Here is a 23419-nt window from a genome sequence, read left to right on the forward strand (position 1 = left end):
ACTTAGATACCATAGGTTTCACGGTATGTATTTATCGCGTTGATTTCATTGGTCATGTTGTCTTGCTCAGTTAAGTAAGTCACCACATCAGCTAACGTGACAATAGCAATCACGGTAGTACCAAAATCGCGCTCGACTTCTTGAATAGCAGATAATTTACCCTTACCGCGTTCTTGCCTGTCTAGCGCAATAAGCACGCCGGATAAACTCGCCTTGTGCTGCTCTATTAAGGTCATAGACTCACGAATAGCCGTACCTGCGGTAATTACATCATCCACTAACATGATGCGACCTTCCAGCAGGCTACCTACTAAGTTGCCCCCTTCACCATGAGTTTTCGCCTCTTTGCGATTAAAGCAGTAAGGCACATCACGATGATGGCTATCGGCTAAGGCTACCGCAGTCGTTGTAGCAATAGGAATGCCTTTATAGGCAGGGCCGAACAATACGTCGAATTCCACCCCAGCATCCACTAATGCATCGGCATAAAAGCGCCCCAACTTTGCTAAGTCGCCGCCAGAATTAAATAATCCAGCGTTAAAAAAGTACGGGCTTACACGGCCAGACTTTAAGGTGAACTCACCAAATTTAAGTACACCACGCTCAATGGCAAATTCAATAAAACTGCGCTGAAACGCTTTCATGGTAACTCCTTACGCCAGTGCTGCTTTTTGAATGTCGAACAATTCGCGCAAGCCGTGCTTAGCAATCGTCAGCATTTCATCAAGCTCTTCAAACGCAAACGGTTCACCTTCTGCAGTACCTTGTACTTCAATAAGCTTACCGGTTTCGGTCATGACGATATTCATATCTGTTTCGGCTACTGAATCTTCGGTGTACTCAAGGTCAGCAATAGGCGTACCTTTATAAATACCTACCGACAACGCCGCAATCATGTGCTTAAGAGGGTTGGCTTTCAAAATGCCTTTGCTACGCATATACGTTAACGCATCAACTAAAGCCACACATGCACCCGTGATAGACGCAGTACGTGTACCGCCGTCAGCCTGAATAACATCACAATCAAGCGTGATCGTGTTTTCGCCTAGTAGTTTCAAATCTACTGCAGCGCGAAGCGAGCGCGCAATAAGGCGTTGAATTTCTAGCGTACGGCCACCTTGCTTACCACGAGCAGCTTCACGACCACTTCGAGTATGAGTAGCACGAGGAAGCATGCTGTATTCCGCCGTGATCCAACCTTTGCCCTGGCCTTTCATGAAACGAGGCACGCCTTCTTCAACCGTGGCGTTACACAACACTTTAGTGTTGCCGAACTCCACCAGCACTGAGCCTTCAGCGTGACATGTGTACTGACGAGTAATAGTAACGGGGCGAATTTGATTGGCGGTTCTGCCGCTTGGACGCATAGAGTTCTCCACGAGATGAATGCTTATAAAAGAAATAGTTCTGGCAAGTAACACACGGAATATTGGATATGTGTGCAGACAAGCCTGAGTTTGGGGCGTAAGTATAACGCACTAATACCAGCTGTTAAAAACGAACTTTCGCCCTTTTAACATATCGAACTCTTATCAATGTAGGCTACTATAGTGAATACAAGAAAACCTGCCTGATGATAATGATGACACAATGCGCGACAGCGGGTTGTTTTTGCAGGCTTTCATTTGCAAAAAGTGCAATAAAAGGACTATTTATGATTTACAGCATGACCGCATTCGCGCGGGTAGAAACGAAAAAAGACTGGGGCTCCGCGGTATGGGAAATACGCTCTGTTAACCAACGTTTCCTAGAAACCTACTTCCGCTTACCCGAGCAATTTCGCTCTTTAGAGCCTGTGCTTCGCGAACGTTTTAGAAAGAAACTGGCGCGCGGAAAAGTAGAGTGCGCGTTACGTTTCACCGCTAACGATGCTGCTGTAACCACACTTAACCTTAACGAAGCGTTAGCTAAGCAAGTACTTCACGCCGCCGACTGGGTGCAAGCTCACGGGCAATCTACCGGTGTAAACCCGCTAGACGTATTGCGCTGGCCTGGTGTTATTGCTGCCGAAGAAGCCGACATGGACACCATTCATGGCGATGTTATGGCTGCGTTCGACCAAGCACTTAACGATTTTATAAGCGCACGCGCCACCGAAGGCGAAGCGTTGAAAGGTATGATCACTCAGCGTTTAGACGCCATTGAAGTAGAAGCCGAGAAAGTAACCGCCCGTATGCCTGAAATTATGGTGTGGCAGCGCGAGAAAGTACAAGCCCGCTTCGAAGAAGCCAAAATTGAGCTAGATGCAGGCCGCTTCGAACAAGAAATGATTATGCTTGCGCAAAAAGTAGATGTTGCCGAAGAGTTAGACCGCTTAAACGCTCATGTAATAGAAACCCGCAACATTCTTAAAAAGGGCGGGGCAGTTGGCCGTCGTTTAGATTTTATGATGCAGGAATTTAACCGCGAGTCGAACACGCTTGGTTCAAAATCAATTAATACTGATATCACCCAATCGGCGGTTGAACTTAAGGTGTTGATTGAGCAGATGCGCGAGCAGATCCAGAATATAGAATAAAGCTCTCTAGCGCTTGGTAAATCGAACAATAAACATAGAAACCTCGCTATTTCGCGAGGTTTTTTTATGCTTTTACCATAAGTGCTTATCAGCGCCCTCCCTCAAGCTATAGTTACAAATCAAAAGTGGTTATTTGAGCTATATATCTGTTGCTTTATATTTGAGTAAGCAGTGAATAAATCAGTCGTACTCAATAACAATAAATGCATCAGGGGCAGTGGATGTTTTCAATTTATGTAGAGCGGATTATCGACCAGCCAATAGACTTTGTTTTTGCCACGTTAAGTGACCATGCAAACTATGCACAATTTAAAGGCGTGGAAGCATCCAACCTTATTGTTGAAGGTAAGTTGGAACAAAATGGTCTTGGTGCTGTAAGAGAGATTATTGCGGGTGGGGCCAATTTGCATGAAGAAATAGTCGCTTACGATCCTCCCTATAAATTAGGCTATAAAGTGGTGAAGTCAAAACCGCTTCCTTATGATCACCAATTAGGTGAAATTACGTTGAAGGAAATCGACGGCAAAACCCATGCGACATGGCGCTCAATTGGCCACATCACCATTTTTGTTTTAGGTAGTTTATATTTCGATAAGCAAATTCAAAAAAATGGTGGCAAAGCCTTCGGCAGTATTCTAAAGCAGATTGGGAATATGCCACGCTAATTGATAACACTTCCATTCGCACTAGGCCGAGCTTGGATAGAAAACTAATCTACACACTTCCGGCATAGTGCTTACGGCGTGTTGTTAAAGAGCCAACGCGACACTAATGCCGCGGACACTGCGCTAACGCAATATCAGGCTTTGCCTTCAATCAAAAAGTGATTACTGATGGTGCCGGCTTGACGCCCTTTTAAATGGGGAAGATAGGCTGGGTCTGACATAAACGCTTTACCAGCATCTACAGATGGCCATTCAATAATAACCCGCGCCGCTTCTTTATTACCGCTACCTTCTACAAATTCGTAGTTAGTGCTATTAGCTAAATATACCCCACCGTGTTTCGACACTATGTCACCCACGCTTTCCATATACGCTGGAACCCAACTCTCATCTTTAACGATTACATCCAATACTGAGTAAGCTTTCATCTGGCTATTTTCCTATTTAAGAATATTTGTGCACCACGCTAAGGGGCGAACTATGCATGCACTGTGAGTAGGTGTTATTGGCAACGTCTTTACTAATTTAGGCGCTAATGCTTAACGTTGGCTATAGCTTAGCAGTTCACAATAACTAAATAATTAGCCTAATCATTGAATGAGTTTATGGCGAAACAGAATAATCAAATTCGCTGTATTAATTACAGGTATTTCTCAAGGAAGTCTTGATGAGACGGTAACGCTGATACCTGGTTGTCTACCTGCTGTTTTAAGCCGGCTAGAAACCGCTCAAGTTCGGTTTCAGACATTTCATCGGCCACCCTATGGTATTGCTGTGGCACCACGCCTTGCCCCATCATAACTTGTGTCCATGAATCTACGCGGAAAATATCACCGTCATCTAAGAACACTCTCCCAGTTTGTTTAAACAGATTTATTTTGTGGGTGAGGGAGGGCGGAATGTCCATGCTATTGCAATGTTCCCAGAATGGGCTGTCTTTTCGGTTGGTCACTTTATAATGCATCACAATAAAATCGAGAATGGCTGCCATTTCACTGTTGTACTTATTATTGTATTCATTTACCGTCGATTGGGTTATTCCATCAAATGGAAACAAGCGCATTAAGCGTACAATACCGGTCATGATCAGGTGAATACTAGTAGACTCCAAAGGTTCGATAAAACCACTGGCTAACCCTAATGCAACACAGTTTTTATTCCACCCTAACCGACGTTTACCTGGTGTAAATCTTATAATTCTTGGTTCATTTAGAGTTTCGCCTTCTATGGCACTTAATAAGGTGTCTTTGGCTTCGTCATCGCTCATATAATTGCTGCAATACACTAAACCATTGCCCACTCGATTTTGAAGCGGAATTTTCCAGCGCCATCCCGCAGTATGTGCCACACTTTTTGTATAAGGAATGGGCGCGCCCGTCGACGCGGTTTGTACTGCCAAAGCGCTGTCGCAGGGAAGCCAATGGCTCCAGTTTTCATACCCGGTATGAAGTGATTTTTCTATCAACAGCCCTTTAAACCCAGTGCAATCGATAAATAAATCGCCTGTAATCTCCTGACCATCCGATAGCTTTATACTAGATATACAACCAGTATGTGAGCATTTACTTACATGTTGAATATCACCTTCAATATGCGTCACTCCCGCATCTACTGCCAGCCCTTTTAAAAAGCGTCCGTAAGCCACGGCATCAAAGTGATAGGCAAAGTTCATTGGCATGCGTTCGCCATAGGCAAACTTGCCTTCTTGTGCCGCTTTTAATTCGGTGCAGTAGTCACCAAAGTCACCACCAAAACCAAGGGCTTTTGCTCGCAGCCAAAAGTGATGAAATTCGCCCGCCCAGCACTCTCGACCCGTTACGCCGAAAGAATGAATATAACTGTGATCTTGCTCTCGCCAGTTTTCAAACTCTATACCCAATTTGAAGGTGGCATTGGTGGCACGCATAAAGGCTTTTTCGTCTATGCCCAATAACTTGTGAAAAGTGCGAATAGGAGGAATTGTCGCCTCGCCCACACCAACAATACCTATATCTTTTGATTCCACCAGCGTAATGGATAGTGATTTGCCAAGTAACTTTGAAAGCGCAGCGGCGGCCATCCAACCGGCGGTGCCGCCCCCTGCAATTACTACACGCTTCACTGGGCTGTTTTTCGCCCCTGTACCCATAGCGTTTAGATTATCGGAAACCGATGACATCATGGCGAGGTCCTTCTTTCTTGTCGTTATTATTTGCTGTGGTGTCTTTCTCTAATTGATGAGAAATGGCGGAGAGTAAATCGCGGTTGGTCGGCAACCCAGCAAGTAGTTGGCTTTTGCCTTGTTGTAGACTTTGTTTTAACGCGAAGGCTTTTTTAACCATGTTGCTGTTTTTATCAAGCTGTCTGTCGTTGGTGTGAAACCCCATACCGTACAAAATGTATTGATAGCTTGCCGAGGGAAAGATTTCTTCGTTTTCAATAAGATCGTAACGAGAAGGGGCTTGATATTGCCACAAATCGAGTAGCGCGTTTAGCGAATCTGGAATGCTTGACTCGCTTCGCTGTGCCAACCAATAGGGCTCTTCTCTTTCGCTTAACACATAGTGTAGTTTTAAAAAGTCGATAACTCTTTCCCAGCGATAGGTAAAACGCTGATTGTAACGCGTGGCCACGTGGCTCATGTGTTGTCGGTTCTGCGGAAACTGGTCGCACAGCATGCGAATACCTAGCTCAACCATCGCAATTGCCGAGGCCTCTAACGGCTCGATAAAGCCTGCTGACATTCCCATACCAATACAATTATTTACCCAAAACTGCTTTCGATAGCCTGGGTCAAACTGTAAATGTCTATATTTAAGGTTTTCTATTTCACTTTGGGGTAACCGCTTCGCCAAGTGCTCGCGCAAGAGAGATTCTGCGTTTTCCTCGCTTGCATAGTCACTGGCATACACTAGCCCCACACCACGACGGTGTTGCAAGCCAATATCCCATGTCCATCCGCAGGTTTGGGCAGTGGCGATTGTCGTTGAAGCAATTGTATCGGCGGAAGCCTTTATGTCGCTGCTGCCATAAGGCACCTGTACTGCCACGGCGCGGTTATTTAGCAGCACCGACGACACTGAATGCCATGGCACATGATAATGTTTGTCGATTAATAGCCCTTGTTGACCGCTACAATCAATAAACAAGTCACCTTTTATCGTATCGCCGTTTTCAGTCACCAGCGACTCGATATCGCCATTATCCTGACCAACCACATTCGCAATATGTGCTTGGGTGTGCTTTACACCTAGGTTGTTTTTACAATGGTTGGTGAGCAAGGTTGCCAGTGCAGTGGCATCAAAATGATAGCCGTAATTGAGCACGTAGGCATATTCTGGTGTTGAGCTTTGCTTTGGTGCTAGCCCAGCATCACAAATATCGGGTTGTAAGCAGAAACTTTGCTCAAACGATTCGCTGCTGAAAAGCTGTTGCCAGCAACGGTGAATATCCAGTTCAGTATAGCCTGTGGGTGTAGTGAAAGGGTGTTGGTATTTGTCATCTTGATGGCCGTTTCGCCAACCCGCAAAGGTAGAGCCTTGTTTGAAGGATGCATTACAACAAGTAAGAAAATCCGCTTCCTTGATACCTATTTCTTGAAGTGTATCTCGTAACGAAGGCCAAGAGCCTTCTCCCACGCCGATACTTGGCACATTAGGCGATTCCACCAGTGTAATGTGTATGGCGCTTTCATCACTGATGTTTTGTGCGTGGTTTGGGTTGTTGCTATTGGTATTTGTTCTGTTGCTTATTCTTTTACCCAGCCTAGCGGCTAATACTCCAGCGCACAGCCAACCAGCGGTTCCACCGCCCACAATGACTACATGCTTAATAGGTTGGTTCGACACTGTTTACCCTTTTCATTTTTTGTAGGGGGTTGTTTCTTTATTACTAAGCGTTGTGTTTAATTTAGTATTTTCTTTAGGATCCACTATGACAAAAAAGCCCATTGAGGTGCAATACATTCCACCCCAATAGGCCATTTATCAATTTAGCTTACCAGTTACTTAGAAGGTGTAACGAGCACCCAATGCGTAACGTGCGCCTAATTCATCTAGTTTCCATAGCATTGCGCTAGTTCTTCCGTGTCGACGAATATTTTCATCGGTAATGTTTATCCCTTCGAACGATACCGTCAATGCGTCCGTCACCTCATACGACATACTAAAATCAATTTGTGAGTATGCTTCAGTATAACCTGGCTCATTCACATATTGAGACGTCGTATCAAGGAACTTATCACGCCAGTTATAGGCAATACGTGCTTGAAGTGCATCCATTTCATACATGAATATCAGGTTAGCGGTATCACTTAAGCCGACTAGCGCAAACTGAGTAATACTTGGGTTAGCGTTGTTATCAAACCCGATGTCACCGGTAACCGTTGTATAGTTCGCTTGAATACCAAAACCGGTATCGCCGAAGAAGTGCTGTGCAGCCAGCTCAAATCCGTAAATATTGGCGTTTTTGTTATTCACAGGCTTCGAATTGATAAAAGTCATCAATGGGTCATCACCATTTGGAATAATGTCGTATTCCGCTTCGAACTGTTCGTCGGTCATAGAGTCGTAATCGACACCATTTTCCATTGCAGCGACCATGTTAAATAACGAGGTATCGCTGATAGGAATGCCGCGGGCTTCAAGTTCGTCCATAGCTGCCTGTGCACGAGGACCTGCCGTAGCATCCGTCAACCCAAATATGTTCTCTTCAACTTGTTCGTTACCAATAAAGTTTTTAACCCGTTTATCGTAAAAACCTACTGATACGTAGCTGGTTTCATCAAAGTAATATTCTAGCGATAAATCTACATTGTCTGACTCAAGAGGTATTAGGGCAGGGTTACCTGAACTCGCCGTAGCCGTTGGGCCATCGCTAAGGAGGGTGGGGCTACTTGGCGTACCAACAGTAGAAGCCGCACTTAAGTTGTTATAAGTCGGTCTAGCAATGGTTTTGCTATAGGAGAAACGCGCAATCACATTTTCCATCACTTCGATATCGAAATCTAACGCAGGAAGGAAATGGTCATAGCTTGAATCAACTTCAACATCTTCCATGTCGCTACCAAAACGAACGTTAAAGTCGTTGTTACCTTCCCATGCGATCCCGCTAGGTAGGCTGATATTCGCAATAGACGTGACATCCGTATTTTCGTAACGAATACCGGTCAATAAGTTGTATTCCATACCATTGAGTTCACCGGATAAATCGAGTTCAAAATAAACCGATGTAATATCTTCTTCAATAGTCCGGTTAGTGGCAAATGGGTTGTTGGCAAGTAAATCGAAACCATACTCTTGGGCAGCGAAGGCACCAATTTCAGCCACGCTTCCGGTAAACCCTTGTGAAAACATACCTGTGGTATTGAAGTCGCTAAATTCACTGGCTAAATCGAGAGGGGTTAATGAACCTGCTGGCAATTCACCTGGATTTTCAATACCCCAGTTACCCATAGTATGTCGGGTTAATGATTGTAGCGATGTACTTTCCATATCACGAGATTCAATACCGAAGTTAATACTTCCGGTATCCATAGCATAACTACCGTCAATGCGAGCTTGGGTAATTTCCGTTTCTTGCGAAGCAAAGTTCATATCAAGAATTGATGTACCCACATCGTCTTGGTCAAGCACGCCGTTTCCGTTTAGATTCGTACGAGAAACATCGTCGAAATCTAGCATCATGATAGGGAATTCACCGGAGAAATCGACACCTTGACCGCGGGCAACGTTCGCACCAAGACCAAGGTTTGTCCATGTACCGTAAGGTGAATCTGGTCTACCTTCTGCAGTAGAATTATGCAAGTCGAAATGCAGCGTTAAATCATCGGTAGCAAAGTATTTAACGTTAAAACCTACTGACTTATTTTCGTTAACCTGATTAAGCTCTTGTATCGCTAAGCCTAAGTCACGAGGCAATAAATCTCTACGCTCTTGCGTAATCAGCACGGGTGTTTTAACCGTATTGTCATCGAAGGTTAGGTTAGTAAAGTAACGGTCGTCCATCCAAATCGACTGTTCTGCACGAGCTTCATATAAGTCTTGTTTTGAATACGTGTAGTCTAGGGTAGCCACGAGATCATCACTTGGCGCATACTGAAAAGTAAGCTGGGCGTTTGTACGCTCACGCTCTCTGTCCGCCATGTAGTAACGTAAATCTGAAGGGATACCAAATAATTGCCCCATCGCTGGTGCATTATTTAAAACGATAGGATCACCACTATCTGGATTAGCCGGATCTGGAGACTGCGGTACCGTGCCATTAAATGGATTTACTCGCCATTCATTGACGAATGCGCCTTGTGCGGCACTATCACGTTGCTGATAAGAACCAGTAAAGGTTACGCCGAATTTTCTGTCGTCGTCTAAGTAGTTAATAAAACCAGATAACTCTGGCGTGACATCGTCACCCACGCGGTTTGTGGTGTCGTGTAATGCTTTCGCGCCTACGCTGGCCATGATCCCAGTTTCAGAAGCATCAAATGGTCTTGCGGTACGAATATTAACTGAGGCACCAATACCACCAGTAGCTATACTTGCGCGACCGGTTTTATAAACCTCTACAGCACGAACACTTTCAGATGCTAAATCAGAAAAGTTAAATGCACGGGAATTACCAACACTACCACCATTAGGTAAAGCGGCGCCTGGCATCGTTCTTCCATTTAGCGTCACCATATTGAAATCTGGTCCGAAACCACGTGCCGTAATTTGGCTACCTTCACCGTTATTTCGGCTTATTGATATGCCCGTAATACGTTGAAGGGATTCCGCCAAGTTAGTATCAGGAAATTTACCAATGTCTTCAGCGGAGATAGCATCAACAACACCCGCTGAATCACGCTTAATGCCCATCGATTCTTGAACACTGCTTCGAATCCCAGATACTTGAATGACTTCTATATTGTCACTTTCGCTAGCCTCCTGTGCTTGTACTGGGAACATCAGGCCTGTTCCCAATATTAAAGACAGACTAGTAGCGATTTTAGATTTGTATAGCTTGTTATGTGTCACTGTCTTTCTCTCTTATGTTGTGCTGAGTGATGAGCGCTTCCCAAGAAAGGGCTTTCTCAGGTTTACCAACGAAACACCCAAAGGAGAAAGCGCTTTCTCAAAACTAAGACATCCCAGACTAAAGATCAACATATTTTTCACACAAAGTTCACAACGAAAATCCAACTTTACATCGCTTATTTATTAAAAATTAAATTTATAATTAAAAATCAGCGATTTAAAGTCTTATCTGAAGCGACCATACCGAGCGCCCCCAGTCCAAATGTAAACGGTGATTTTTCAACGTAAAGATAAAAAATAACAACTTTACAAAGAAAGCGCTTTCTCAAAATGTTGAGTTCATGCTATAAACAAAATAGGTGAAGTCATCTGTTGCGCTTATCTCTCAAGCATTACTAAATCTTCACCCTGCTACATTATCCAGAATTGTAATAGGACCCTATGAAATGATGAAAGACATCGAGCTACCCAAAACAAGCCCAATGCTAGATAAACAATTTACATTTGGAACAGCGACTTCTTCTTTTCAAATAGAAGGGGATGCTGAAAATCGAATGGAAAGTATTTGGGACGTTTTTTGCCGCACGCCCGGGGCAGTAGCTGATGATTCTGATGGTGTTGTAGCTTGTGAGCATATTCTTAGGTGGCGTGATGATGTTGAAATGCTCAAACAACTTGGTGTAGATGCGTATCGCTTTTCTATTTCTTGGCCACGAGTGATGAATCAGGATGGAGAGCTAAATGAGAAGGGCGTTTCTTTTTATATTCAATTACTTGACGTGCTAAATGAGGCGAATATAAAACCATTCGTCACTCTTTATCATTGGGATTTACCACAGTATTTAGAGGAAAAAGGCGGGTGGCTGTATCGTCAAACCGCTTACGATTTTGCAAACTATGCAGACAAAATTACTGCAGCCCTTGGTGAGCGAGTTTATTCCTATGCTACCTTCAACGAACCATTTTGTTCTGCATATTTAGGCTATGAAATTGGTGTGCATGCGCCTGGACGGAAAGGAAGAAAGTTCGGTCGAACTGCCGCTCATCACATTTTACTCGCCCACGGATTAGGTATGCAGGTGCTAAGGAAAAATGCACCTGATGCCTTAAACGGTATCGTGTTAAATTTTACGCCATGCTATAGCGCATCAGATTCAGACGCCGATAAGCTCGCCACGGAAATGGCAGATCAATATATAAATCAATGGTATATGCAACCAATAATGGAAGGGAGTTATCCCTATGTTATCGACGCATTAGCAGATAATGACAAGCCACCTATTGAATCAGGCGACATGGAAATTATTTGCCAGCCTTTAGATTTTCTTGGCATTAACTTCTATACCCGTCTTCATTACTCTGCACCACATAAAGCAGAAGACTTATTTCACGAGCACGCCCACAAAGCACCCATGACGGATATTGGTTGGGAAATTTACCCGGAAGCCTTGCGTGAACTACTCGTTTCTTTACATGAACGCTATAACCTCCCCCCTGTATACATTACCGAAAACGGGGCTGCCATGGCAGATGTAGTTCAAGATGGTATGGTAGACGACGAAGATAGAATAGACTATTACATTGGCCACCTAAATGCAGTTAACGAAGCGATTGAATCTGGCGTGAAAGTGAGTGGTTACTTCGCCTGGAGCCTCATGGATAACTTCGAATGGGCAGAGGGCTATGAAAAGCGGTTCGGGCTCGTATACGTCGATTTTAATACGCAAGAGCGTACTTTCAAAAATAGCGCGAAGGCTTACCAACGTTTATTAGCTAGTCGTAAATAACAAATACAAAAGGAACACGCTGTGAATCATTCGTTGAGTGTAAGGGAAAAGATTGGTTATGGGTTGGGCGATGCAGCGGCTAATTTAGTCTGGCGCGGCGCCCTTGCTTACTTAGCGGTGTTTTACACAGATACCTTTGGGTTAACTGCTGCTGCGGCTGCCATGCTTTTTCTTGTGGTACGTCTTACGGATGGCGTTACTGACATCATCATGGGAATGATTGCCGATAGAACGCAAACTAAACTCGGTAAATTTCGACCCTGGATATTAGGCTCTACCCCTTTTTTAGGCTTATTCATGGTGCTGTGTTTCACCACACCTGATTTTTCTTATACGAATAAGCTCATCTATGCCTACCTAACCTACATAGGGCTAACCTTAGCTTACACGGTTAATAACGTACCCTATTCAGCGCTAATGGGCGTAATGACAAGCGACGACCGAGAGCGAACCAGTTTATCCGGCTTTCGGTTTGCTGGGGCTTTTATGGGAGGACTGCTCGTCATGGGGTGCTTACCTATGCTAGTTGCGTTCTTCGGTGAAGGTAATACTGCAAAGGGTTATCAATATGCCATGTACCTTTTTGCTACTCTCTTAGTCGCATTGATGTTCACGACTGTGGCCACCACCAAGGAGAGGGTTCCAGTAGTGCAAAACGACGGAGCAAGCTTACTTCAAGAACTAAAAGACTTGTCTCGTCAGCTGCCTTTAATTCTGCTCCCACTGTCGGCCATTACTGCCTTTTTCTATTATCGAAATTGGCCAAGTGGCATCGCTTTCGTTGTGGTCATTTCAATAACATCCATCTTTATTAAGCGCCTTGTAAATCGACCTGAAGCGAGCAATAGTCGTTCACAACAAGACATCATTGATTTACTTACCAATAAACCCTGGGTCATTTTGCTAGGCATGGGCTTCCTTACTATGATGTTTAACGGCATAAAGTACGGTGTCATTGCCTATTACTTTAAGTACTACATTGGTGATGAGTTGCTCACCGGATATTATTTTATTGCCTTATTGGTGGTATCGATATTAGGCGCTTTGGCCACGTCAGCATTATCGCGTTTTATGGGCAGGAAAAAGCTATTTATTCTCTCGTTATTGGCTAGCAGCGCCCTGACATGTGCAATTTACTTTGTGCCACAAGGTTCTGTGACGGGCATATTTGTATTGGGATGTAGTGCGGAGTTTTTCGCTGCGATCATGCCAACCTTATTCTTTTCCATGCTTGGCGACTCTGCAGATTATAACGAATGGCGTACAGGCCGAAGAGCGACAGGCTTAGTTTATTCAGCAGGCTCTTTTGTACAGAAAACCGGTGGAGGCTTTGCAGGTGCTCTAGTTCTGTTGGTGCTAGGAAGTTATGGTTATGACGGCATGCAAGTCGATTCTATATCGCAAACCTTACCTGGCATGCAAGCATTGATGAGCTGGATACCTGCCTGTTTCGGTATAGCCGGCGCACTCCTTATTATGCTTTATCCGCTTACCGATGCGCGACAGCAAGAAGTAACAGAGACTTTACTTAAGCGACGTAGCGCAACTGCCTGAATAACGGCATAATGCATAAAAAATGCGAACATGGCATTAATGAGCATCAAAACTAAGTTAGGGGAAGTAATACGTGGCAACAATCTATGAAGTAGCTGATAAGGCAGGGGTATCGTTGTCGACGGTATCTCGGGTGTTAAACGGTAAAACTACTGTGAACCCCGCCTTAAAAGCCAAGGTTGAAGAAGCCATGTTAGCGCTAAACTATCGCCCAAATTCTGTCGCCCGTTCACTGGCCACCAGCCGTTCAGATAGCGTAGGCATTCTGGTATCAGAATTAAACTCGCCATTTTTTGGCGACTTGATGCAAGCGGTAGAGTCAACCCTAAGAGCCGCTGATAAGCACGTTATTATTACGGTAGGGCACAATAATTTAGAAACCGAACAAGATGCCGTCGAGTTTTTAATTGGTCGTAATTGCGATGCTATTATTATGCATGCAGAAGCAATGAGCGATGAATACTTGCAAACGCTTAATTCATCTCGTCTCCCAATTTCTTTGGTTAACCGCCAAGTTGAAGGTGTGGGTGAGGGATGTATTGTGTTAGACAATGAAAAAGGCGGCTATTTAGCCACGCAGCACCTTATTAGCTTAGGCCATAAAAATATTGGTTATATATCGGGCCCATCTGATAAATGCGATGCCAATCAACGATTAGCGGGTCATAAGCGCGCGCTTAAAGAAGCAGGAATACCCTTTACGCCGAACTTGGTGTTTGAAGGAAACTACGCCGAAGAAGACGGCAAAGCAGGTCTATTAGAGTTACTTTCTGGAGACTCGCCTTTTTCAGCGCTGGTATGTGCGAATGATTGGATGGCCTCAGGCGCAATGAGTTGTGCGAGAGATTTAGGAATGAACCTGCCTCAAGATTTGTCTATCGTAGGTTTTGATGATGCCGTTTTTGCTCACCATGTTTTCCCACGCCTAACCACGGTTAGCAATCCTATCTCTGACATGGCCGCAATGTCAGCACGTCATATTTTAAATGTAGTTTATGGCTACAAAGATGAGGTAAAAACCTTGTTTCAACCTTCACTGATAATACGAGAGTCCACCATGACCTTCGAAGCCTAAGTACTCCCTACACGTGCTCCCCATAATTGCCCATTAACACATAAGTAATACATAAACTGCTCTATGGCGCTGTTTCTATTTAAGATAAACTGCTTCTTCACTGTTTCATGTGAAACCTTTGATGCCCTTAGGGAGCGAGTTATATGCGTTTAACTATTACCGTCATTTTATTTCTAAGTTGTTTTAATGCATTTGCTGCTGAGGTATTAACCTCGACGACACAACTTCATACTAGTAACCAAGTTCAAAGTAGTAAAGTTCAGCCATTGTTAGAAGCCGAAGAAAAGGTAAATAAGGTGCTCGACTTACTGCACCAAATGGCCTCTGACGCGAACTTCGACGAATACTTCTCTCTATACAGCGACAATGCTGTTTTCATAGGTACAGATGCTTCTGAGGTATGGACTATTAGTGTTTTTAAAGCATACGCACAACCTCATTTTTCGAAAGGGCGGGGTTGGACATATATCCCTCATTCAAGACATATATATTTTTCAAATAATCGCGATGTGGCGTGGTTCGATGAACGTCTAGATAACGATAGCTTAGGACTAACACGTGGAACCGGTGTATTAATACTCGAAAACAATGAGTGGAAAGTCAGCCAATACCACTTAACCATTCCCATTCCAAATGCGCTAGCCGATAGTGTTGCTGAGCAAATTAAATCGCATAGAGAAAAGGGCCAATAAAGGCCCTTTTTTAATTTTTATTGCTAGCAATTATAACTACGACTGAGTTAGCGGCTGAATTTCTAGTTCTACACGACGGTTCATCGACCTGTTTGCAGCAGTGTCGTTTGGCACTTTAGGCTGATATTCACCCATACCTACTGTGGTGATACGCGTAGAGTTGACGCTGTAATTCAATAACACGTTCCTAACCGCGCCAGCACGGCGCTCAGACAAACCTTGGTTATACTGCTCCGAGCCTGTGTCATCAGTATGGCCTTTTATCATCAGTACTGTTTTTTCGTAGTTATTTACTACCTTGGCGACATCTTGAAGTACTGGGTTAAAGTTAGGGCTGATAGAAGAACTGTCTGTGGCAAACGTTATATCACCAGGCATGATCAAACGTAAGTTGTCACCTTCTCGAACCACTTGAACTCCGGTATCGGATAATTCGCTACGAAGCGCTTCTTCTTGCTTATCCATGTATCCGCCAATCGCGCCACCCGCAATAGCGCCAACCGCCGCACCCCAAGCGTAGCGACTTTTATCATTATCTCCCGTTGCCTTGCCTAACAATGCGCCCATGACAGCACCTATGGCTGCACCTTTCTGAGAATTTGATGGATCGTTAGCACAGCCTGCAACGGCTAAAGATGCCGCAATTAAAGTAATTCCTATCGTTTTTTTCATAACATCCTCGGTACGTCGTTATCAACTTTTAAAGTGAACGCGATCTTACGCTTACTTTTAAACTTTCCAATTATTTGCTCGTATCACTACTATTTTTACTGTTAAAAAAACTATCGCCAATATCTATTCAATAGTTTGCAGCAATATGCATTCCACATTCATCAACTGCCATGAGTGTAACCAATAAACCAAAATCATTAAGGGCATTATAGAGGAAGTTAACTGAACGTAAGCTAAATGGCATCGGGTAAAGCAGGCTGCACAACGCCATGTTATAACAGACTGTATTTTGATATGCACTTGCAAACCACGCTTGTAAACTCGCTAAAGTTAGGTAATTAAGTTGTAAATTGCGAGCGTGTTTGTAAGGGGTACAGACATAAGCAACTTTTTTACTTAGTCGCTTTTACCCGACAGTGTATGCCGAAGGCCTGACGAATTTGCGCGCTATTTTTGTTCTTTAAGTCTCTTTAAGCGCTTACCCGATAGATACCGAGCGTTCGAAAAAGGCTTTCACATCAATTTTATAGTCAGAAGCAATAGCCGCTTTTGAGACCTTAACGTTTTTTTCCGAGGCTAAATCGATATCTTTCGGCTCAAGAAAGTGTGCATTTCGAACAGAGTAAAATACCTTAACTTTAGGCGCTAATGGCGAGTCTGTTTGTTCCATCACCATGGCAAGTCGTTCATTCGACAGCAGTACTAGGCTTCCTACCGGATAAATACCCATGCATTTAATAAATTGTTGTACCAATGGTAAGTCCAATTGAGACGGCGCATCACTTAGTAAAATAGAAAACGCTTTTTGGCTCGACATACCAGATTTGTAAACTCTATCTGCGGTTAGGGCATCATACACATCCGCAATAGCCAACATACGGCCTTCACGACTGATATTATCGCCTTTAGTGCCCATAGGGTACCCTAAACCATCTAAGCGCTCATGATGCTCGCTGATAGCTCTAATTAGCGTCTTGTCTAAGTCGGTACCATTTAAATAATCTACACCATGTTTAACATGCCCTTTCATGATGTCCATTTCACCATCAGTTAAGCGGCCAGGCTTATGCAGAATTTCATCCGGTATTTGAATTTTACCCAAATCATGTAGAAAACCTGAATATGAAAGATCTTGAACTTCACTTTCGGACATCCCTAAATGACGACCAAAATTAGCCAGCAATATGGCGACATTTAAAGAATGCTCTAGGAGGTAATCGTCTTTTTCACGAATTTTCGTCAAACACAGCAACGCATCGGGATTACGGTCTATCGACGAAACCAGCTTCGCTGAAAATTCTTTAGGAATACTACTATCAAAGGGCTGTGTTTTTTTAACACTGTTAAGAAGTTGCTTCTGGATGCGCTTACCTTGTACATGCAACTTAGTCGCGCGGGTCAATTCGTTTTCAAGACTTGCCTTGGGCGCTTTCTCTTCGCCTTTTTTGCTTACCGGTACTTCGTTTGTAGGCGTAGATTTAGTTGATGATACGCTAAAGGCTTTATCGGTATCGACAACAAGGGTTAACACTCCCCTTTTTTTAAGGGTATCAGCAACAGCCTGCGAGGTAACTCGCCCTTGGCTTTTAACTGAAAGCTGACCTTTTTGCTCCAGTATTTGATGAACAAACATCCCTGGCTTTAAGTCTTTTATAGTGATTTTTTTTAGCATTATGAGTGAGGTACCACTTTTAAAAAAACGCCACACCTAACGGTGATAAATTGTGCTACACATGAATATTTAACTTACTGGTCAAGTTCTGCGAGTAAAGTATATAAACTAGGCTTCCAACCATAAGTTTTCATGTTCACTCTATGGTTTCTAACTAAAACACCTTCCGATACTAGCAATGAACGTTGCTCTTCTGCAGGTTCAGACCCCAACGGAAATGCTATTTTCCCATCAGCTCTTACAACTCGATGCCAATGAGTAGTAACATAGGAGTCTTTCAAGTACTTTCCTACAAGTCTAGCTCTACCCGGCAAACCTGCAAGGTCTGCTAACTGACCATAGCTGACGACATAACCACTAGGTACAATTGAAAGTGTTTTTAATATTCTGGATTCTACTGCTACATTAGCCATATTGCATATTATCCATTCTACCTATTTTCTGCCGAAGAAATTTGAGTACAAATCTATACTATGAGAACAAAATGTATACGATGTCATTACCCAACAACCACCTGTATTTGCAACGCTATTTCTTCGGTCAGCATACCCATCAAGGTTATCGTTATACAGCATGTTAAAGAGTCTTCCAATGCTAAGAACACCGCGAGATTAATCAAACTTTGTACTAACAATGTAGAGATAATCACCACTGACAATAGTAGCGAAATGGAAAGATTAGCTTCAACATGTAATGCTCAATCAACAGCTCTTTTATACCCCAGTGACAACAGTATTGCCCTTGAGTCACAACGGGAACATATTGCTTCATCACTTAAAAACCTATTGGTTATAGACGGTAGTTGGAAACAAGCCTACGCTGTGTTGCAGCAATTTCCATGGTTATCGTCTATACCAAGCTTTCATTTCGAGCAGGCCCCGGCTACACAATATAGAATAAGGCATACTCGAATTCGTGAAGGGTTATCAACTCTTGAAGCAACGGCCTACACATTAAACACATTGTATAAAATTGATACTCAGCCTTTCATTGAGCTGCAAGAAGCTATGCAAGATAATTGGAGAGGCCCCAAAGCCCACCAGCGAGAGACTTAATCACAACGCTCCCATAGGGATAAACCCTTTTTGCTCTTTAATTAGTGTTATCCAGTTTCTTATCGCTGGATAAGCGGCAAGATCAAAGCCCCCCTCATGTGCAACATGGGTATAGGCAAATAATGAGATGTCAGCCAGCGAAACATGATTACCTAACAAAAACGGGGTTTGACTAAGTTGTTTATCCATTACTTCAAGTGCTCTATAGCCGCCTGCGTGCTTCGCCTCATATTCTGCTTTTCTATCTTCGGGTAAGCCAAGGTAAAGATTGATATAGCGCGCAACCGCAATATAGGGTTCGTGACTGTATTGCTCGAAGAACTGCCATTGCAACAATGTGGCAAAAGTAAAAGGTGAGGAGGGTATAAACGTAGAACCCGACGCTAAATAATGCATGATGGCATTAGACTCAGACAACACACGCCCATCATCCAGTTCTAAAATGGGAATTTTACCATTAGGGGACTTCGCTAGAAAAGCATCTGTTCGGCACTCTCCTTTAAGAATATCGACATCAATCCACTCACATGCCTTCCCAAGTAATGCTAGTAAAAGCTGTAATTTATAGCAATTACCAGAGCGTTTATCGCCGTAAATCAGCATTTCACTCTCCTAATGAATATGTGTTTACTCTATAAACTACCCTTAGTAAAAGGATTCTACAAACAGAAAGAAAAACCAAGATGCGGGTAAAGGCATCATGCACATAAGCAATCTTAGCTTTTGGGTTTTGCTTAAAATTCTACGTAAGGTTTCTTTATTAGTTTCTATCGACTCTATTTTCTTACTTAACGACAGCTTTACGTCGCAGCTTACTTGCTGACGAATAAGGTGAGTAAGTTCACTTTCCTGTTCTTTCATGACTATGTTTGACACGGTACGCATCCTTTTAGCCACTATAATCATAGGTAAAAACAAATACGTTGAAATGAAAATGGCATAGACAGTGAGAACACCAATATCGAAGACGGGGACTGGCTTGTTGATCCAAAAAATTGGCGTTAACGCAAATCCACAGACCGCTATCAAGGTATTAGAAAGGGCCATGTCAAATACTTCTCGCAGCAAGTTTAGCTCTTTAATAGAGTCTGGTTCTTCTGTTGATGCAAGCTGCTGCAAATAATGAGTATTACTGAAGACCTGCAAAATAAAGAGCGTTAATAATAACCAAAAAGGAATTGATGTAAGCGCGATAACAAGTACTTCTGGCTCATCTATTCGTGTCACTAAGCCTTCGGATAATAGATAAACGACGGGCATGATCACCCCAATTGAAGTTGACCACATAAGGTGTTTAGCGAACTGCCTACCTAAAACACGGCGATGATGATTAAACTTGCTTAATTTTTCTAAACTTAATAACGCTGCAATTAATGTACTTGCCGCATTCTTATGTACATTTCTAATCGTTAGCCAAAAAAAGCCTGAAAGCATCGTGGTGCCTAACGCAGTATTAAAATCTCGTTGATGATCGGCGTCTAGAATGGGCCAAGTTAATGCGCCCGTCCAATTATGTATAAGTAGGAGAATCAAAACTAAGAAGAGTGGGTACGCCCATACACTTACTACATTGCGGTTACTCTCGTAAGCACTGAACTTCATCGTAATTTTTTATCGCTAGTTATAATAATAGAAAAGGGGGTATACGCGTCGACTAAACGCTGAAGGCGGAATTATACGGGTAACTGAAGATCAAACCAAATTTAAAAAGTGTTTAAATATCGCCTTTTAATTTTAGCCGCAAGCCCGACAAATTAAATGAACGTTTCGACCATTGAAACCAATCCCCACGACAAAGGAACCAGTACAACCGCCATTATTGTTTTTAGTTTATCACTGTTTGTGCATAGATCACTGTGGGCACGGCCCAACTTCGACGGCCTACTATCGTTAGTACAATTGCTATTTTCACTGTGACTTTGGCTTGAGGCTCGTATTTTCTGCTGTTTCAACGTCGCTTTTAATTTTAACAAGGGCGTAAACGTATAAGCCATCATTAACAGTGACAAACTCATTACCGCTATCACTTCCAAAGGTGACACTACTACGTTGAACCAAAAGATAGGCAGAACAGTTAATAGTCCCAAGGCAATAATGGCATTGGTCAGAGAAAGCTTAGTTATTACGCTAAATGACGCCCAATAGTCTGAAGGTTTATTGGTTCCTGGGAGTACCTGCTTAAGTAGGTAGGTCACATTTGATCTTACTTGAAATAAAAATAAGGTTGTAAGAAGAATAAGTGTAACGAACGATGCGATGAATGAAATGCCTTTGATGCTGTAGCTTTCTTTACTAACATCGCCTAGAAATACTAATACAACCAAAAACATAGATGAAATTATTAACGAGTTGATAATTTGGTGATGAAACACCTTGGTTAGCCTTTGCCTGTGTACGGTAAACTGACCTAGCTGATTTTTTTTTACCAATAACGAAATTAAACTGCTTGCTACGTTTTGGTGAATGTAACGAAATCCAAACCAGAAATAGCCAATAAATAATGAAATGCTTACAGCATAATTAAAGCTTCGCTGAGCAGCCAGATCGCCAGATTCCGGCCAGTTAAAAGCCCCCGAAAACATATTCAATAGCGGTATAGCTAATAAAACTAATAGAGGAAATAAGCCAATAAACTGTTGTGGTTTACTAGTTGGAGGAGCTATCTTCATAAAACCAACGTATCTACTAACGAGAGGATACAGACAGAGTGCGTTTGTAATACTACAAATTAGCCACAATCTGCGTAGACAATCATTATATTCAGCAATCCTTATGTTAATCCATTGACGTTTTGATTTACACTGTTTATGTATTAATTCAAATAAAAAAACCCGCCATTAGGCGGGTTTTTATAAACAGCTATTAGATTACTTGCGTAACTTCTGAATAAGGCGAAGTTGTGCGATAGCTTCAGACAACTCTTGAGCTGCTTCTGCGTAATCAAAGTCTGCGCCTGGGTTGGCGATGTGCTCTTCAGCACGTCGTTTGGCTTCTTCTGCTGCTTGCTCGTCTAGATCTTCTGCACGAACCGCAATATCAGCCAGTACGGTGACGTTACCAGGCTGTACTTCAAGTACACCACCTGCAACGTAAATAACTTCTTCTTCACCGAACTGCTTAACCAAACGCACCATACCAGGTTTAATAGCAGAGATAAGTGGCGCGTGACCGGGGTGTATACCTAGTTCACCTTCGCTACCTGTCACTTGAATCGTTTCAACAAGACCAGAAAAAATTTCTTTTTCTGCGCTTACTACGTCCAAATGTACTGTCATTGCTGCCATAGAACCTCCTGATTAGGTACGTTAGCACATTAATAGGCTGACAGGGTCAGCCGCATAATTATGCTTTATTGGCTTTCTCTTGAGCTTCTTCGATAGAACCAACCATGTAGAAGGCTTGTTCTGGTAGAGAGTCATACTCACCTTCCAGGATACCTTTAAAGCCACTGATAGTGTCTTTAAGCGATACATATTTACCTGGAGAGCCAGTGAATACTTCTGCTACGAAGAAAGGCTGAGAAAGGAAGCGCTGAATTTTACGAGCACGTGATACCACTTGCTTGTCTTCTTCAGACAACTCGTCCATACCTAGGATGGCAATGATGTCTTTCAACTCTTTATAACGCTGAAGTACAGTTTGTACGCCACGTGCTACGTCGTAGTGCTCTTGACCAATAACAAGAGGGTCAAGCTGACGTGAAGTTGAATCTAGTGGGTCTACCGCAGGGTAGATACCAAGAGAGGCGATATCACGAGAAAGTACAACTGTTGCGTCTAAGTGAGCAAAGGTTGTTGCCGGAGATGGATCTGTCAAATCATCCGCTGGTACGTATACCGCTTGGATTGAAGTGATTGAACCCGTCTTCGTTGACGTAATACGTTCTTGAAGTACACCCATCTCTTCTGCAAGCGTAGGTTGGTAACCTACCGCAGACGGCATACGACCTAGAAGTGCTGATACTTCAGTACCTGCTAGGGTATAACGGTAGATGTTATCTACGAAGAATAGTACGTCACGACCTTCGTCACGGAACTTCTCAGCCATTGTAAGACCTGTCAAAGCAACACGTAAACGGTTACCAGGAGGCTCATTCATTTGGCCGTAAACCAACGATACTTTATCAAGTACGTTAGAGTCGTTCATTTCATGATAGAAATCGTTACCTTCACGAGTACGCTCACCAACACCGGCGAATACAGAGAAACCACTGTGTTCGATTGCGATGTTACGGATAAGCTCCATCATGTTTACCGTTTTACCTACACCAGCACCACCGAATAGACCAACTTTACCACCCTTAGCGAATGGGCAAACTAAGTCGATTACTTTGATACCAGTTTCTAGTAATTCTACTGAGCTAGACTGATCTTCGTAGCTAGGCGCTGCACGGTGAATAGACATACGGTCTTCTTCGCCAATTGGGCCTGCTTCGTCGATTGGGTTACCCAATACGTCCATGATACGGCCAAGAGTAGCTGTACCCACTGGAACCATAATAGGGTTTTCAGTGTTCTCTACAGCCAAACCGCGCTGTAAGCCATCAGTAGAACCTAGGGCGATAGAGCGAACTACACCGCCACCTAATTGTTGTTGCACTTCTAGGGTTAACCCAGACAAGCCACCTTCGGTAACTCGTAGTGCGTCATAAACTCTTGGTACCGCAGTTTGTGGAAACTCAATGTCCACAACGGCGCCAATGATTTGGACGACCTTACCTTGACTCATAATTTGTCC

Annotated in this window: 21 protein-coding genes; 7 read left to right on the plus strand and 14 right to left on the minus strand. The window is 43.3% G+C overall.

Annotated elements, in window-relative coordinates; genetic code table 11:
• Positions 1–2 precede the first annotated feature (2 nt).
• Positions 3–644, minus strand: a complete 642-nt coding sequence (gene pyrE, locus FLAVO9R_RS20010; RefSeq protein WP_159534204.1) for an orotate phosphoribosyltransferase — start codon at positions 642–644, stop codon at positions 3–5.
• A gap of 9 nt (positions 645–653) precedes the next feature.
• A complete protein-coding gene (gene rph, locus FLAVO9R_RS20015) occupies positions 654–1367 on the minus strand; it encodes a ribonuclease PH (protein WP_013786776.1) in 714 nt (237 codons plus the stop codon).
• Positions 1368–1654: 287 nt separating this feature from the next.
• On the opposite strand from rph, the gene FLAVO9R_RS20020 reads away from it, so the two are divergent.
• Positions 1655–2518, plus strand: coding sequence for a YicC/YloC family endoribonuclease (locus tag FLAVO9R_RS20020; protein ID WP_159534206.1), 864 nt, complete (start codon positions 1655–1657; stop codon positions 2516–2518).
• Positions 2519–2739: 221 nt separating this feature from the next.
• The gene (locus FLAVO9R_RS20025) at positions 2740–3183 is read left to right on the plus strand and encodes an SRPBCC family protein (protein ID WP_159534208.1); all 444 of its coding nucleotides are present in this window, start codon (positions 2740–2742) and stop codon (positions 3181–3183) included.
• A 134-nt stretch (positions 3184–3317) separates the two neighbouring features.
• On the opposite strand, the gene FLAVO9R_RS20030 is transcribed toward FLAVO9R_RS20025, so the two are convergent.
• From FLAVO9R_RS20030 to FLAVO9R_RS20045, 4 genes are all read right to left on the minus strand, one after another.
• Positions 3318–3611 (minus strand): DUF1330 domain-containing protein, encoded by a 294-nt coding sequence (locus tag FLAVO9R_RS20030; protein ID WP_159534210.1) that lies wholly within the window; start codon positions 3609–3611, stop codon positions 3318–3320.
• A gap of 212 nt (positions 3612–3823) precedes the next feature.
• Positions 3824–5344, minus strand: a complete 1521-nt coding sequence (locus FLAVO9R_RS20035) for a tryptophan halogenase family protein (protein ID WP_159534212.1) — start codon at positions 5342–5344, stop codon at positions 3824–3826.
• Positions 5322–7010 (minus strand): tryptophan halogenase family protein, encoded by a 1689-nt coding sequence (locus tag FLAVO9R_RS20040; RefSeq protein ID WP_159534214.1) that lies wholly within the window; start codon positions 7008–7010, stop codon positions 5322–5324. The genes FLAVO9R_RS20035 and FLAVO9R_RS20040 overlap by 23 nt, the downstream gene beginning before the upstream one ends.
• A 159-nt stretch (positions 7011–7169) precedes the next feature.
• Complete coding sequence (locus FLAVO9R_RS20045; protein WP_442858573.1) at positions 7170–10106, minus strand: TonB-dependent receptor; 2937 nt, start codon at positions 10104–10106, stop codon at positions 7170–7172.
• Between the two features lie 518 nt (positions 10107–10624).
• Here FLAVO9R_RS20045 and FLAVO9R_RS20050 point away from each other — a divergent pair.
• From FLAVO9R_RS20050 to FLAVO9R_RS20065, 4 genes are all read left to right on the plus strand, one after another.
• A complete protein-coding gene (locus FLAVO9R_RS20050; protein ID WP_159534764.1) occupies positions 10625–11962 on the plus strand; it encodes a GH1 family beta-glucosidase in 1338 nt (445 codons plus the stop codon).
• Positions 11963–11983: 21 nt separating this feature from the next.
• Positions 11984–13516 carry an MFS transporter gene (locus FLAVO9R_RS20055; RefSeq protein WP_159534218.1) on the plus strand — a complete coding sequence of 511 codons (1533 nt, stop codon included), beginning with the start codon at positions 11984–11986 and terminating at the stop codon, positions 13514–13516.
• A 73-nt stretch (positions 13517–13589) separates the two neighbouring features.
• On the plus strand, positions 13590–14591 hold the full coding sequence (locus tag FLAVO9R_RS20060) for a LacI family DNA-binding transcriptional regulator (RefSeq protein WP_159534220.1): 1002 nt from the start codon (positions 13590–13592) through the stop codon (positions 14589–14591).
• Between the two features lie 143 nt (positions 14592–14734).
• Positions 14735–15283: a nuclear transport factor 2 family protein gene (locus tag FLAVO9R_RS20065; protein ID WP_159534222.1), complete on the plus strand. Its 549-nt coding sequence runs from the start codon at positions 14735–14737 to the stop codon at positions 15281–15283.
• Positions 15284–15319: 36 nt separating this feature from the next.
• Here the strand turns inward: FLAVO9R_RS20065 and FLAVO9R_RS20070 are convergent, their stop codons facing one another.
• The 3 genes from FLAVO9R_RS20070 to FLAVO9R_RS20080 form a co-directional block, all read right to left on the minus strand.
• On the minus strand, positions 15320–15955 hold the full coding sequence (locus FLAVO9R_RS20070) for an OmpA family protein (protein WP_159534224.1): 636 nt from the start codon (positions 15953–15955) through the stop codon (positions 15320–15322).
• 478 nt (positions 15956–16433) lie between these two features.
• On the minus strand, positions 16434–17627 hold the full coding sequence (locus tag FLAVO9R_RS20075; protein ID WP_159534226.1) for an HD-GYP domain-containing protein: 1194 nt from the start codon (positions 17625–17627) through the stop codon (positions 16434–16436).
• A gap of 74 nt (positions 17628–17701) precedes the next feature.
• Positions 17702–18040, minus strand: coding sequence for an MGMT family protein (locus FLAVO9R_RS20080; RefSeq protein ID WP_159534228.1), 339 nt, complete (start codon positions 18038–18040; stop codon positions 17702–17704).
• A gap of 60 nt (positions 18041–18100) precedes the next feature.
• Between FLAVO9R_RS20080 and FLAVO9R_RS20085 the strand changes: the two genes are divergently transcribed.
• Positions 18101–18682 (plus strand): tRNA-uridine aminocarboxypropyltransferase, encoded by a 582-nt coding sequence (locus tag FLAVO9R_RS20085; protein ID WP_159534230.1) that lies wholly within the window; start codon positions 18101–18103, stop codon positions 18680–18682.
• Here FLAVO9R_RS20085 and FLAVO9R_RS20090 read toward each other — a convergent pair whose 3' ends face one another.
• The 5 genes from FLAVO9R_RS20090 to atpD all read right to left on the minus strand — a co-directional run bounded on the left by FLAVO9R_RS20090 (position 18683) and on the right by atpD (position 23410).
• A complete protein-coding gene (locus FLAVO9R_RS20090; protein WP_159534232.1) occupies positions 18683–19285 on the minus strand; it encodes a glutathione S-transferase family protein in 603 nt (200 codons plus the stop codon).
• A 42-nt stretch (positions 19286–19327) separates the two neighbouring features.
• Positions 19328–20284: a hypothetical protein gene (locus FLAVO9R_RS20095; RefSeq protein WP_159534234.1), complete on the minus strand. Its 957-nt coding sequence runs from the start codon at positions 20282–20284 to the stop codon at positions 19328–19330.
• 152 nt (positions 20285–20436) lie between these two features.
• Entirely contained in the window at positions 20437–21351 is a 915-nt protein-coding gene (locus FLAVO9R_RS20100) for a hypothetical protein (protein WP_159534236.1), read from the minus strand.
• A gap of 198 nt (positions 21352–21549) precedes the next feature.
• The gene (locus FLAVO9R_RS20105) at positions 21550–21966 is read right to left on the minus strand and encodes a F0F1 ATP synthase subunit epsilon (RefSeq protein WP_159534238.1); all 417 of its coding nucleotides are present in this window, start codon (positions 21964–21966) and stop codon (positions 21550–21552) included.
• Between the two features lie 58 nt (positions 21967–22024).
• Positions 22025–23410, minus strand: coding sequence for a F0F1 ATP synthase subunit beta (gene atpD, locus FLAVO9R_RS20110; protein WP_013786810.1), 1386 nt, complete (start codon positions 23408–23410; stop codon positions 22025–22027).
• Positions 23411–23419: the final 9 nt, after the last annotated feature.

Origin of the sequence: Alteromonas sp. 38, assembly GCF_902506055.1 — a bacterium.
GTDB classification, from domain to species: Bacteria; Pseudomonadota; Gammaproteobacteria; order Enterobacterales; family Alteromonadaceae; genus Alteromonas; species Alteromonas lipotrueae.